This is a genomic window from Streptomyces sp. NPDC006711 (assembly GCF_042869775.1).
Lineage (GTDB): Bacteria > Actinomycetota > Actinomycetes > Streptomycetales > Streptomycetaceae > Streptomyces.
The window spans coordinates 612,279-626,014 of sequence record NZ_JBIAGO010000003.1 but is presented as its reverse complement, the minus strand read 5'-3'; the positions used below and the strand labels follow the sequence as shown (position 1 = coordinate 626,014).

Here is a 13,736-nt window from a genome sequence, read left to right as displayed (position 1 = left end):
GAGGGAAGCTGGGAGGGCGGGGCCCGGCAGGGGCGCGCGCCGATCCCGTCCGCATAGGCGCCCGCGCGGCGCCGCACCGGAGGTGTCCATGGATCCCGTGTCGGCCCTGAAGCGGATCGCCTTCCTGCTCGAACGCAAGCGGGAGGCCACCTACCGCGTCCGTGCCTTCCGTACCGCGGCCGACGCGGTCCAGGAGCTTGCGCGGGACGAACTCGCCGCGCGCGCCGCGGTGGGCGGGCAGCTGGAGGCGGTCAAGGGGATCGGCCCGAAGACCGCGCGTGTGGTGCGCGAGGCGCTGGCGGGCGAGGTGCCGGGCTACCTCCAGCGCCTCGAGGCGGAGCTCGAGGCGGCGGCGCCACTCGCCGTGGGCGGCGAGCGGCTGCGTGCCGCGCTGCGCGGTGACTGCCATCTGCACTCCGACTGGTCCGACGGCGGCAGCCCCATCGAGGACATGGGCCGCGCCGCCGCCGAACTGGGGCACGAGTGGGCCGTACTCACCGACCACTCGCCCCGGCTCACCGTCGCGAACGGTCTGAGCGCCGAGCGGCTGCGCCGCCAGCTGGACGTGGTGGCCGCGCTCAACGCGCGCTGGGCACCGTTCAGGCTGCTCACCGGCATCGAGTGCGACATCCTCGACGACGGTTCGCTCGACCAGGAGGACGAACTCCTCGACCAGCTGGACGTCGTGGTGGTCTCGGTCCACTCCAAGCTCCGCATGGACGCGGACGCGATGACGCGGCGCCTGGTCGCCGCCGTGAGCAACCCGCTCGCGGACGTCCTGGGACACTGCACCGGGCGTCTGGTGGCCGGCCGTGGCCGGCCGGAGTCCCAGTTCGACGCCGACGCGGTGTTCGCCGCGTGCGCCGACGCGGGGACCGCCGTCGAGATCAACAGCCGGCCCGAACGCCTCGACCCGCCGCGCCGGCTGCTGACCCGCGCGGTCGAGGCGGGCGTGCTGTTCTCCATCGACACCGACGCGCACGCCCCCGGACAGCTCGACTGGCAGATCTACGGCTGCGCCCGGGCCGAGGAGTGCGGCGTCCCGCAGGAACGGGTCGTCACCGCCTGGCCCCTGGAGGACCTGCTGTCCTGGACGCGCGACCGCAGCATCCCGGCCCCCGCCCCCGACTGAGCGCCGCCGGACCCCCACCGCCCTGACCCTCGCCTCTGGCAGGCCCCTGGCATCTCAGCCTGTGCGGGCCCTGTGCGGTGGGCTCGCAGGGGCGGGCGTACGCGGGGGCGTGTGAGCCGGGGAATCTGACGGTGTGTCGATGTCCGCGTTCTGTTACGCGTTGAACTATCCGTCTCCTCCGGTTCCGACGAGGTCCACAGTGTGGATGTCCAGCCGTCACATGACCCGGACCGACGCACCGTCCGGGCGGGCGAGCGGCACGCTGCTCACCCGTCCTGAACTGGGGGTTTCCATGTTCGCACGCTCGATATCCCGCACCTTCGCCGTCCTGGCCACGGGCGCGGCCCTGGCCGCCGTGACCGCGCTGCCCACCGCGGCCGCCGCCGCACCGCGCTCGCCGGTCACCTTCGGCGCAATCCAGTACGACAGCCCCGGCAAGGACGACGGCTCGCAGCGCAGCCTCAACGCCGAGTGGGTCACCGTCACCAACACCGGCCGCGCCTCCGTCAGCCTGCGGGGGTGGACGCTCACCGACCGCCAGCACCACACCTGCACCTTCGGTGGCTTCACACTCGCCGGCCGCGCCTCCGTACGTGTCCACACCGGCATCGGCCACAACGTGCGGACCGACGTGTACCAGAACCGCCGCTCCTACGTGTGGGACAACGGTGGCGACACCGCCACCCTGCGCGACAACCGCGGTCACCTCGTCGCCTCCAAGTCCTGGGGCCGCCGCTGAGCGCGGGCGCGGGCGGGATTTCGGGTGCGGGGCAGGTGGGTGGGATGATGGCGCGATGTCTGAACGTGTTGTTGTCGCCGCATGTGATGGGGCGTCCAAGGGCAACCCCGGCCCCGCCGGCTGGGGCTGGGTCATCGCCGACGAGCAGGGGCGGCCGGAGCGCTGGGGAGCGGGGCCGCTCGGCACCGCCACCAACAACGTGGGCGAGCTCACCGCGCTCGAACAGTTGCTGGAGGCCGTCGACGCGGGCACCCGGATGCAGGTGCGGATGGACTCCCAGTACGCCATGAAGGCGGTCACCCAGTGGCTGCCGGGATGGAAGCGCAACGGCTGGAAGACCTCCGCGGGCAAGCCGGTCGCCAACCGTGAACTCGTCGAGCGCATCGACGAGTTGCTGACCGAGCGGGATGTGGAGTTCGTCCATGTGCCCGCGCACCAGGTCGGCGGTGACCCGCTGAACGCCATCGCGGACCAGGCCGCGAGTGACGCGGCCGCCTCGCAGCGGGCCGCCGGTACCGCGCTCGGTGACCAGGAGCCGCCCGTACCGGCGCCGACCAGGGCCACCGCGACGCGCGCCAGGCCCGCCACCGCGCGCAAGCAGGCCGGCAAGGCGCGCCCGGCCTCGTCGGGGACGCCCCGCACCATCAAGGCGAAGTTCCCCGGCCGCTGCCCCTGCGGCAAACCGTATGCGGCCGGCACTCCCATCATGAAGCGCGAAGAGGGCTGGGGTCACCCGGACTGCAGCCCTGTGGCGTGAGGCACGGGGCTGCCATGTCACCTCTCCGGTCGGTGAGCGCGCATGTGCCGGACGCACCGGCACCTCGCACCGGTCAGCTGGTGGCCGCGGGGGTGACCGCGTCCGCCTCCTTCTTGACGTCGGCGTCGGCGGCGGGGGCGGACGCGCCGGCGGCGGTGGCGTCGGGCGCCGTGTAGAACACGGAGCGGTTCTGCCGGGTGCGCTGCGCCTCGCCCTTGGCCACGAGGTTTTCGAGGGTGTTGCGCACCACGGTGCCGGCGATGGTGCGGCCCGGGTGTGCCTCGGTGAGGGCGGCCGTGATCTCGGCGGCCGAGCGCGGCTCGCCGGTCTGGGTGAGGTGGGCCGCGACGAGGTCGCGCAGCGTGGTGGTGGCGCCGGCCGCCTTCGTCCTCGCGGCGGTCCTGCCCTGCTTCTTGACGGACTTGGTGGCGCGGGCGGCGGACTTCGGCGCGGTGCGGGCCTGCGGCACCTTCGGCGTGGGGGCGGACGCGGCCTTCTTGGACTTCTTGCGGGACGCGGGCGCCGCCGTGCCGCCGATCGCCTGGCTCATGGACGCGAGCAGGGCGTGGTTGTTCTCCAGGGTGCTCAACTGCTCCTGGAGCGCGCTGATCTGGGCGGCGATCTGTTCGCGTTCGGCGACGTTGCTGTCGAGGTCGCTCTGGATCTGGGCGGCGTACTGGGACTGGAGCGTGGTGCTGTCCGGCACGGGGGTACCTCCGAGATGTGTGCGTACGTGATTGCTGCCGGATGTTACGCGTCTCCACTGTGTGCGGCACCCACTTCACACCAGATGAGACCGCTCAGGTGCGTACGCCCGCATGGACCCATGGCCATGACACCCCATCGAGTGATGTCTCACCCCGCCGTGAGGGTCACGTCCGCTCCGGTGCCGGGTACCTCGGTTCGCGCTCACCCAGGGTGCGGCGCACACATCCCGCGACCACACCGCTGAGGCTTCCGGTGCGGGCGAACAGGGCGCGCTGGAGGCGGGCGCCATTGCCGCGGGCGAGCAGATCCGCCATCGCCCGGCGGGCCCAGGCGAGGTCGCCGGTGTCCTCAAGTGCCTCCCGGACGTGGTCGAGCAGCGCGTACACGACGACGGGTGCGGGGCGCGGCAGCATGGTCAGCGGGTGCAGCAGCTCGCCGTCGAGCCCCGAGCGCGCCCCCTGCCAGGCGGCGAGCCGCAGCAGGTTCACCCCGTGTCCCAGCGGTCCGCGTCCTTCCTTCCAGTCCCGTGCGGCGGTGTCCACCAACGCACGTGACAGACACGCGACGAGCCGGGTGGTGGTGGCCTCGAGACAGACATCCGCGACGCGTATCTCCACGGTGGGATAGCGGTGGGAGAGCCGGGCGTCGAAGTAGATCATGCCTCTGTCACGTACCACCCCACTGGTCACCATGGCGTCGACCTGGGCGTGGTAGCGCTCGGCGGAACCGAAGACGGGGGTGGGTCCCGACATGGGCCACCGACCCCACACCCGGCTGCGGTAACTGCTGTACAAGGTGTCCCTGCCGTGCCAGTACGGTGAGTTCCCGCTCAGTGCGGTCAGGACGGGCAGCCACGGCTGGATCCGGTCCACGACCGCGACGCCCTCGTCGTCCGATGCCACTGACACATGCACATGGCATCCGCAGGTGAGCTGTTCTTGGGTGGTGAGACCGAACTGCTGCTCCATCCATTGGTAGCGGACGCCGGCGTTGACGGCGGGCCGGACGGGCAGCACCGAGGTGGCAAGCGCGACGACCGAGGCTCCCGCCTCACGTGCGTGGCGGGCCACCGCGCGGCGCCGGCGCACCACCTCGGCGCCGAGCGCGTCCATGTCGGTGTGCGGCCGCGTGCCGAACTCCAGCTGCTGTCCTTGCAGTTCACGGGCGAACGCGTGCGGCGGCGCCCCGCTCTCCTCGTCGCCCCACTTGGCAAGTCGGGCCAGCACCTCCGACGCCAGGGCACTCGGCACTCCGGTGTCCGGGTCGACCAGGAGCAGTTCCTCTTCCACGCCCACGGTGCGCAAATTGACGCTCCCATCGTGTCCTGTGGCCCCCGACGAACGGCCCGCGAAATCGGCCGGAGAACCAGCATGCCCGCCCGGTGGCGCGCGCGGTCGCCGGTGCGGGGGCCCTCTTTCGGTCATGCGTGGGCGGCCCCTCGCGCCTCGGTCCCAGCGGTGTGCAGGCGCATCCCCCGTCCCGCGCGGCACGGCGGTGACGTTGGCGGACACGCCGCCGACCGGGGGGAATCCCCGGGTGGCGGACCGCTGGGCGGTATTGCTTGGCGCGAGTGCGGGTGTGGACTGCGCCACCCCGGCACCTTCCACCGGAACGCAGGGACACAGGAGTGATCTGCCAATGCGCGTACGTCTTGTCACCGCCGGGGCCGTCGCCGCCGCCGGCGCCCTTCTCGCCGTGGCCCCGGGCCCGGCCGTCGCCGCCTCGGACCCCGCGGCCTCTTCGGACACCGTGACCGCCAACGCGACCGGGACGGTCGCCAAGGACGGCACCGTCACGCTCTCGGGCACCTACCGTTGCTCGCCGCCCGCGAACGGGCGTCCGGTCGTCGTGTCGAGCTCGGTGGTGAAGGGCTCCGTGCAGTACGGCATCGGCGGGACGGTGGCCACGTGCGACGGCGCCACGCACACGTGGACCAACCACGGAAGGATGGCCCTGGGCCAGACGGCGAAGCCGCAGGCGACCGAGGTCGTGGCGACGCTCGCGCGGCTGGACCGGGGCATCGGGTTCCTGCCGCTTGTGCCCTACGTCCTCGCCACCGACCGGCACAGCCTCGACCTCGGGGCGGCCCAGGCCTGACGGGGCGCCCGGGCGGGCCCACCACCCCCGACGTGTGAGCGGGGATCTGGTTCCTTCCGCAAGTGTGGGGGCGGTGAGTTTCGGACATACCTGCATTCAAGGGGTGTGAGGGCCTGCCGCCCCCGGGAATCGCTCGCCCCGCCGGGCGAGAAGTCCTCTGCCTTCGTGCCTCAACGCCTGCGATTCATGCGGCCGTTGCCCGGATCTGGCCTACGATTTTCTTGATCGAGAGTCAGAATGGCCCAAGAAACGACCGAAACTGTCCCGTTTCTTTTGACTACTGATCGGTACGCGGTGAAGGTCTCGTGCATGTCCCCTTCGTCCCGGGCCGCTCCCCACGGTCTGCTCCGCATGCGCGATTTCCGCTTCCTGCTCGCCGGAGCCGCGGCCGGGCAGGCCGGTGCCCAAGTCACGCTGGTCGCCCTGCCTTTGGTGGCCGTGCTCGAACTCAAGGCACCCGCCTTCCAGGTGGGACTGCTCACCGCCGCCGAGACCGCCGCGTTCCTGCTCATCGGGCTGCCGGCGGGCGCCTGGGTCGACCGGATGCGCAAGCTGTCGCTGATGATCCGCGCCGACGTGGTCCGCTGCCTGGCCATGGCGAGCGTCCCGCTCGCCGCAGCGGCGGGCGCGCTGAGCATGGCGCAGCTGTACGTCGTCGCCCTGGTCACCGGGGTGGCGACCGTCTTCTTCGACGTGGCCCACCAGAGCTATCTGCCCCAACTCCTGCCCAGGGAACAGCTGGTGGCGGGAAACGGCGCGCTCGAGACGGTGCGTTCCTCGGCGCAGGTGGCAGGGCCCGGCCTCGGCGGCGGACTCGTCCAGCTCGTGGGGGCGCACCTGGCGATCGTCGCCGACGCCGTCGGCTACGCCCTCTCCGCCGTGTTCCTGCTGGCCATCCGCAGGCCCGAGGCCAAGCCCGAGGCAGTGCCCGGGGCGTCCTTGCGCAAGGAGGTCGCCGAGGGCCTGCGCTTCGTGCTCGGCCACCCGCTGCTGCGCGTCATCGCGGGCACGACGGGGCTCGGCAACTTCTTCACCGCCGTCCTCATGGCCACCCAGACCATCTTCCTGGTCCGTGTCCTCGGCCTTCAGCCAGCCGCCGTCGGTGTGATGCTCTCGGCGTCGGCCGTCGGCGGACTCGCCGGGGCGCTGAGCGCGGGTCGGCTCGCCGCCCGCTTCGGCCAGGCCCGTCTGATCTGGCTGTCGGCCCTGGTCAGCGGACCGTTCGCCCTGCTGTGGCCGCTGTCGGGCAAGGGCGCGGGGGCGGCCCTGTTCGCGCTCGGCTCGGCGGTGGTCTTCTTCGGCGCCGTCGTCTACAACGTCGCGCAGGTGAGCTTCCGTCAGACCCTGTGCCCGCCGCGCCTGCTGGGGCGGATGAACGCGACCCTGCGCTTCGTCATGTGGGGCACGCTGCCGCTGGGCGCGCTCGTCGGCGGCGCCGTGGCCGACGCGTTCGGCGCCCGCGCGGCCCTGTGGATCTGCGCGGCCGGCTTCCTCGTCGTACCGCTGCCCCTGCTGCTCTCGCCGCTGCGCCGGATGCGCGACCTTCCCGCGCCCGCCCACGCCGTGGACGACGACGCGCGGGACACCACCGATCCTCGCCAGGGCGCCGCCCCCGGCCAGGACGTCACCCCCGGCCAGGACGAGAGCGTCCCCGTCGCCTGACCGCGAGTCTCCATGTCAACCCGCCTCGCTCGGGCGCCAGTTGACCCCCGCACCGCCCGTCCATCAGAGTCCCCGACCCCGAGAGAGGACCACGTGCTCCCCAGCATCACGGGCCAGTACCTCGCCCGCTACCAGCGCCTCGACGCGAGTGAGGCGGCCGCGGGACTGCTGCCCGCCACCGGGGCCCAGCGGCGCTTCCTGCTCGTGCGCTCCCTGGACCCGGCCGGCCGCGCCGACATCGTGCCGATGTTCTTCGCCTTCCCGCGCGGCACCGTCGACGGGCCCAGGCTGCGCGCCGCCGCCGGCCACCTCGCCGCCCGCCACCCCGCCCTGCGCTCGCAGGCCGGCGTCGTACGGGGCACACCCGTGCTGCGGCCCGGGCCCGCGGACATACCCCTGGAGCACGTCAGCCCCGCGCCCGGCGAGGACGCGCGGGACGCGCTGCGCCGCACGCTGGCCGCCTGGACCACCCAGGGCCCGCCGCTGCGCCTGTACTTGGCCGCCGACGGCCCGGGCGCCGACGAGGAGCTGCTGGCCGTGGTCCTGGACCACACCGCGTGCGACGGCCAGTCCCTGGCCCGCGTCGTGGCGGAACTCGGCGCCGCCTACCGCGACCGCCTGGGCCCCCAGGACCTCGCGCCTTCGGACGCGGCCGCCGAACTCGCCGCCTACAAGGACGCCGTCCTGCGCCAGCTCGACGCCGAGGACCGCGCCGCCTCCCCGCGCGCCCTGGCCTACTGGGGCGAGCGGCTGCGCCCGGCCCGTGAGCGGGCCCCGCTGCCGGGAACGCGCCGCGTGAGCGACGGGCTGCCCACGGGCGCCGCCGCGTCGAAGCTGCCCTCACCCGAAGGCGGCGTGCCCTTCCCCGCGCTGCTCGACGCGTGCCGGGCGGCGGCCGCGACCCTGTACGGAACCGGCTCGGTCGCGCCCATCGGATACCCCTGGGGCGGCCGCCCGGCCGGCGCCGAACCCGTCCTCGGCTGCTTCCTGAACACCGTGGTCTTCCCCGCCGGCACCCATGCCACCCCGGCGCCCGAGGTGACCGAGACGCAGTGGTGGGACGACCTGGACCGGGCCGACACGCCCTTCGACGAAGTGGTGCGGGCGGCACGGGCCGGCGGCTCCGCCTGGTCGGGCCGGCTCGACGGGCTGCTCACCGTGGACGACGCCGCCCACCGCACGCCCCTGCGCCTCGGCGGGACGGCGGGACGCGAGATCCACATCGACGGCCGCCAGGTCCGCGCCCCCTTCGCCGTCTCCGCCACCCAAGGACCCGAACTCGACCTGCGCATGGTCTGGGACCGCACGGTCCTGGACGACGCCGCCGCCGAGGACGCGTTCGCGGCGCTGTGCGCGGCCCTGCCCGCCGACGCCCCCGTCCACTGACCCCGCACCCCGGACGCGACACACCCCGCTCCGCACGAGCGCGTACGTCCTGACCGACCCCCGCATCCGGGCGGCCGCGCGATCCGCGGACCGGCCGGCGCAACCCCGCGCGGGCGCACCACCGCGCCCCGCGCCACCCGACCCGACAACCCAAGGGATCGCCCATGCTCCCCCTCTCCTCCTCGCAGGAGATCGTCTGGCTGCACGAGCAAGTGCAGCCGGGCAGCCGCGCCTACAACTTCACCGCCTCGCTCGACCTGTGGGGCACCCTCGACGTCGACGCGCTGCGCAGCGGTCTCGCGGCCACCCTCGCCCGCCACCCCGGCCTGCGCCTGGAACTCGTGCCCGTGCCGGGCGCCATGCCCGGCCAGCGCGTCGCCGACGTCTGCCTGCCCCGGCTGCGCACCGTGGACATCACCTGGGAGGCCGACCCCGAGGCCGCCTTCGAGAAGCTGCTGCGCACCGAGGCCGAGACCCCCCTCGACACCTTCGACGCGCCCCTGCTGCGCTGGACCCTGGTCAAGCTCGCCGACGACCAGCACCGGCTCATCCACGTCGAGCACCATCTCATCCACGACGGCCACTCGTTCGCCATCCTCCTGAACGACGTCTTCAGCGTCTACAGCGCCCAAGTGCGGGGCGAGGCAATCGAGTTGCCCGAGGCCAGCTCGTACGCCGACCACGTACGCGCCCGGGCCGGCGACATCCGCGCCGAGGAGCTGAGCGCCAGCCTCGCGTACTGGTCGACCACCCTGCGCGACGCCTCGTACGACATGCCGCTGCCCGGCCTCGCCCGGCCCGGCGCGCGGCGGCGCCACCACGGCGGCCAGCTGCGCCAGTCGATCGGCGCCGACCTCGCGGAGCGGCTGCGCGCCCACACCCGCGAACGCGGTCTCACCCCCTTCGCCACCCTGCTCGGGCTCTTCGCCGAACTCCTTCGCCGCCACAGCGGACGCAGCCAGATGGTGGTGGGGACCGCCGTCGGCAACCGCCCGCGCGGCTACGAGGACGCGGTGGGCATGTTCGTCAACACCATCCCGCTGCGGCTCGACCTCGACCCCGGCGCGAGCGCCGAGGACACCATGGACGAGGTGACCGACACCCTCATCCGGGCGCTGCCGCACCAGGAGGTGCCGGTCCAGGAGCTGACCCGGACCCTCGGCCTGCACACATCGGGCGCGGACAACCCGCTGTTCAGCGTGATGTTCAGCGCCCACGACGCGCCGCTGCCCGAACTCGACGTGCCCGGCCTGGAGATCACCCTGTTCGAGGGGTTCAACACCGGCACCACCCGCTTCGACCTCGACGTGGTGCTGCTGCCCGACGACCGGCGCGGGGTGAGCCTGCGCCACGGCGCGCCCGGCATGACCCTGGTGTGGGACTACGACGCCGACCTCTTCGGCGAGGACGTGGCCAAGCTGCTCGCCGAGCGCTTCCTTGACCTGCTGCGCGCCTACCTCGACGCGCCCTCCACCGCGCTCGCCGACCTCGCGCTCCCCGCCACGCCCCAAGAGGCGGCGCCCAGGGTGCCCGTGACGGGGGAGGGCGACCCGCTCGACCCGGCCGCCGCCCAGGACCCCGCGCTGCCCGCCCTCCTGATCGGGGCCCGCAGGGTCACCTACGGCGAACTCGACGCCCAGGTCACCTCGCTCGCCGAACGGATGCGCACGGCGGGCGTCACCGCCGGACAGCCCGTCGCCGCGGTGCTGCCGCGCGGCGCCGACTCCGTGGTGGCGCTGCTGGCCTGCCTGCGCACCGGCGCGGTGTACTGCCCGCTGTCGCCGTCCGACCCGCCGGCCCGTCTTGAGCTGCTGCTCGGCCGGCTCGCGCCCGCGCTCGTCCTCACCGCCCCGGGCGCCTCGGTGTCCGTGCCCGACGGCCTGCCGAGCGCGAACCTCGACGCTCCGGTCCTGCCGGCCGCCCGCGCTGCGGACGTCGTGGCCGGCGCGGCGTACATCATCCACACGTCCGGTTCGACCGGCATACCCAAGGCCGTCGCGGTCGGCCGGGACGCGCTGGTCAACCATCTGACCGGGGCCGCGCGGCGGTTCGAGCTCGCGGCCGGCGACCGGGTGCTCCTGTTCGCCCAGCCGTCCTTCGACGTCGCCCTCGAAGAGGTGCTGCCCTCGCTGTACGCGGGCGCGTGCCTGGTCGTGCCCGAGCAGGACGTGCCGACCGGCGGCGAACTCGCGCGGCTGCTCGCCGCCGCCCGCGTCACCGTGGCCAACCTGCCCACCAGTTACTTCCTCGCCACCCGCCAGGACCTGCTTGCGGTGCTCACCGAGGGCCGCTGGGCGCCGCGCCTGATCGTCCTCGGTGGTGAGCGCATCCCGGCCGATGTGATGCGCGCCTTCTTCGCCGACACCGACGCCCACGCCGAGGCGGGCCCTGCCTTCAGCGTGCTCAACGTCTACGGCGTGACCGAGGCGGCCATCAGCTCCACCGTGTACGAGATCACCCGCGACAGCCTGGCCGAGGGGGCCGAGATCCCGCTCGGCGCCGAGCTGCCCGGCGAGCGGATCCACGTCCTGGACGAGGCGCTGCGGCCGCTGCCCACCGGCGCGGTCGGTGAACTGGCCATAGCGGGAGCCGGACTTGCCGAGGGTTACGTCGGCAACGCCGAGGCCACCGGGGCCCGCTTCGTCACCGTCGACGCCCTCGGCGGCGAACGCGTCTACCTCACCGGCGACCTCGGCTACCGCGGCGAGGACGGGCTGCTGCGCTTCCTCGGCCGCCGTGACAACCAGATCAAGCTGCGCGGCTACCGCATCGAACTCGAAGAGGTCGAGGCCGCCGCGTCGGCCGCGCTCGGCGGCCGCTCCTGCGCCGTCGTCCTGGACCGCGACAACGCCGGCGGTCCCCGCCTCGTCGCCTTCCGCGAGCGCGCCGACGAGGTCGAGGAGTGGGACGAGCAGGCGCTGCACACCGAGCTGAGCCGCCGCCTGCCGGGCGCCCTGGTGCCCGCCCGCTGGGTGCTGCTCGACGCCATGCCGACCCTGGCCGGCGGCAAGCCGAACCGGGTGGCACTGGCCCGGCTCGCGGCCGAGTCCGCGCCCGAGGCGCCCGCCGAGGAAGCGGCCCCGATGACGGACCCCGCCGCGTCCGACGACCCGGCCGTCGTGCTGCTCGCCGAGGGCTGGCGCGAAGTGCTCGGACACGACCGCTTCGAGGAGAGCTCGCACTTCTTCCGCGTCGGCGGCCACTCGCTGCTCGCCGCGCAGCTCGCGGCCTGGCTGGAGCCCCGGCTCGGTGAGCGCCCCTCGCTGCGGCTGCTCTTCCAGCACCCGGTCCTTGCCGACCAGGCCCGCGCCCTCGCCGCCATCCCCGCCCCCGCCCTCGCCACGCCGAAGGAGTCGTGATGACCCAGCAGTTGACGGACCCTCAGGTCCAGGCCGCCTCCGGCGCCGCCCCGAGCATCCTGCGCGGCGCCCCCCTCGCCGGCTCCACCACAGTCCTGGCGCGCTACGAGGAGTGGGTACGCCGCTCGCCCGGCGCCCCCGCGGTGATCGACGGCGAGCACCGCTGGACCTACGCCCAGCTCGACGAGGCGGCCGACGCGGTCGCGAAGGCCCTGACCGGGCGCGTGCGCCCCGGGGACGTCGTCGGCGTCTGCCTGGACCGCTCGGCCGCCCTCGTGGTCACCGCGATCGCGCTGGCCCGCATCGGCGCGGTGTATCTGCCGCTCGGCCCCCGCCCCGGCGAGCGCCGGATCGCCGCGGTTGCCGAGGACATCGGCGTCGTCTGCCTCATCGGCGACCCCGAGGTCCTGGCAGACCATCACCAAGCGTCCGAGCAAACCGAGTTGCCGGTCTCCGGTGCGGGCGCCAACGCCGCCGCGAGTGTGGTGGCCGCCTTCACCTCGGCCGCGCCCGGCGCGCACACCGCGCCGCCCGAGGCCCTGTACGCCGTACTGACCTCCGGCTCCACCGGCCGCCCCAAGGCGGTGACCGTCGCCGAGCCCGCCCTGGCCGCGCTCCTCGACTGGTACCGCGAGGAGACCGGGCTCGCTCCCGGCGGGCGCCAGTCGCTGCTGATCGGTGTCGCCTTCGATCCCCATCTGCTTGAGCTGTGGTCCGGTCTGACCTGCGGCGCGGCCCTCATACCCGCGCCCGACGAGGTCCGCTGGGACCCGGCCGCGCTCACCGACTGGTGGCGCGCGGCGCAGGTGACGGCATGTGTCGCGGCCACCCCCATGATCGAACCGCTCTTCGACCGCCCCTGGCCGCAGGACCTGAAGCTCCGTCACCTCATGGTCGGCGGCGACCGCATGCGCCGGCGCCCCGGGCCCGATGTGACCGCCACCGTCCACAACGCCTACGGCCCCGCCGAAGCGACCGTGGTCACCACCACCCACGCCATGCGGGCCACCGACCCCGACGCGGACACCGACGCCCCACCGCCCATCGGCACCCCGATCGCGGGCGCGACCGTCGTCGTCACCGACTCCGAGGGCAACGTCCTCGCGCGCGGCGAGGAGGGCGAACTGCGCATCGGCGGAAGCTGTCTGGCCCTTGGCTATCTGGACCCCGAGCTCACCGCCCGCCGCTTCACCGCCCCGCCGGCCGAACTCGCCGACCTGGACCGCGTGTACCGCACCGGCGACCGTGTGCGCATGCTGGAGGACGGCCGGCTGGTCTTCCTCGGCCGCCTCGACGACCAGGTCAAGATCAGCGGCGTACGGATCGAACCGGCCGAGGTCGAGGCCGCGTTCGAGCACGACGCCGCCGTCCGCACCGCCGTGGTCACCGCGCCGCGCGACGCCGAGGGCCGCGCCCGGCTCGTCGCCCACATCCTTCCCGCGCCCGGCGCGGCGCCCGCCGCTGACGACCTCCTCGCCGGCGTCCGGGCCTGGCTGCCCGAGCAGGCCGTGCCCTCCACGGTGCGCATGGTGGACGCCTTCCCCCTCGACGCCAACGGCAAGGTGGACCGCGCGGCCCTCCTGAAGCAGGCCGAACAGGCACCCGCGGCTGCCGCCCCCGAGGCCGCCGTGCCCAAGGACGCGACCGACGACGAACGGCTCGTGCTCGCCACCGTCCGCGACCTGCTCGGGCGCCCCGAGACCACCCTTGAGGACAACTTCACCGGCGCGGGCGGCACCTCCCTGCTCGCGGCCCGCCTCCTCGAAGCCCTGGAGAAGGCGACCCAAGTACGTCTGCGCGCCACGGAGTTGCTGCGCCAGCCCGATCTGCGGGCCATCGCCGCCGTACTCGACAAGCGCCGCACGGCGGCGCGCACCCCGGGGTCCTGACGTGAGG

The 13,736-nt window shown here is 73.9% G+C and carries 10 protein-coding genes; 8 read left to right on the top strand and 2 right to left on the bottom strand.

Annotated elements, in window-relative coordinates; all coding sequences use genetic code 11:
* The first annotated feature begins 88 nt into the window (after positions 1-88).
* From ACFYM2_RS10510 to ACFYM2_RS10500, 3 genes are all read left to right on the top strand, one after another.
* A complete protein-coding gene (locus tag ACFYM2_RS10510) occupies positions 89-1,132 on the top strand; it encodes a PHP domain-containing protein (RefSeq protein WP_359006115.1) in 1,044 nt (347 codons plus the stop codon).
* 292 nt (positions 1,133-1,424) lie between these two features.
* Positions 1,425-1,871 (top strand): lamin tail domain-containing protein, encoded by a 447-nt coding sequence (locus ACFYM2_RS10505; RefSeq protein ID WP_359006198.1) that lies wholly within the window; start codon positions 1,425-1,427, stop codon positions 1,869-1,871.
* A gap of 55 nt (positions 1,872-1,926) precedes the next feature.
* Entirely contained in the window at positions 1,927-2,628 is a 702-nt protein-coding gene (locus ACFYM2_RS10500; protein WP_388835071.1) for a ribonuclease H, read from the top strand.
* A 73-nt stretch (positions 2,629-2,701) separates the two neighbouring features.
* Here ACFYM2_RS10500 and ACFYM2_RS10495 read toward each other — a convergent pair whose 3' ends face one another.
* Entirely contained in the window at positions 2,702-3,334 is a 633-nt protein-coding gene (locus tag ACFYM2_RS10495) for a hypothetical protein (RefSeq protein WP_388835067.1), read from the bottom strand.
* 166 nt (positions 3,335-3,500) lie between these two features.
* Positions 3,501-4,640 (bottom strand): glutamate--cysteine ligase, encoded by a 1,140-nt coding sequence (locus tag ACFYM2_RS10490; RefSeq protein ID WP_388459593.1) that lies wholly within the window; start codon positions 4,638-4,640, stop codon positions 3,501-3,503.
* 334 nt (positions 4,641-4,974) lie between these two features.
* Here ACFYM2_RS10490 and ACFYM2_RS10485 point away from each other — a divergent pair, with 334 nt between their 5' ends.
* From ACFYM2_RS10485 to ACFYM2_RS10465, 5 genes are all read left to right on the top strand, one after another.
* Positions 4,975-5,433 (top strand): DUF6299 family protein, encoded by a 459-nt coding sequence (locus ACFYM2_RS10485; protein ID WP_359006125.1) that lies wholly within the window; start codon positions 4,975-4,977, stop codon positions 5,431-5,433.
* 309 nt (positions 5,434-5,742) lie between these two features.
* Positions 5,743-7,095, top strand: coding sequence for an MFS transporter (locus tag ACFYM2_RS10480; RefSeq protein WP_388835064.1), 1,353 nt, complete (start codon positions 5,743-5,745; stop codon positions 7,093-7,095).
* 93 nt (positions 7,096-7,188) lie between these two features.
* Positions 7,189-8,481 (top strand): non-ribosomal peptide synthetase, encoded by a 1,293-nt coding sequence (locus ACFYM2_RS10475; protein ID WP_388835061.1) that lies wholly within the window; start codon positions 7,189-7,191, stop codon positions 8,479-8,481.
* A gap of 164 nt (positions 8,482-8,645) precedes the next feature.
* Positions 8,646-11,840 (top strand): amino acid adenylation domain-containing protein, encoded by a 3,195-nt coding sequence (locus ACFYM2_RS10470; RefSeq protein WP_388835058.1) that lies wholly within the window; start codon positions 8,646-8,648, stop codon positions 11,838-11,840.
* A complete protein-coding gene (locus tag ACFYM2_RS10465) occupies positions 11,840-13,729 on the top strand; it encodes an amino acid adenylation domain-containing protein (protein ID WP_388835055.1) in 1,890 nt (629 codons plus the stop codon). The genes ACFYM2_RS10470 and ACFYM2_RS10465 overlap by 1 nt, the downstream gene beginning before the upstream one ends.
* Positions 13,730-13,736: the final 7 nt, after the last annotated feature.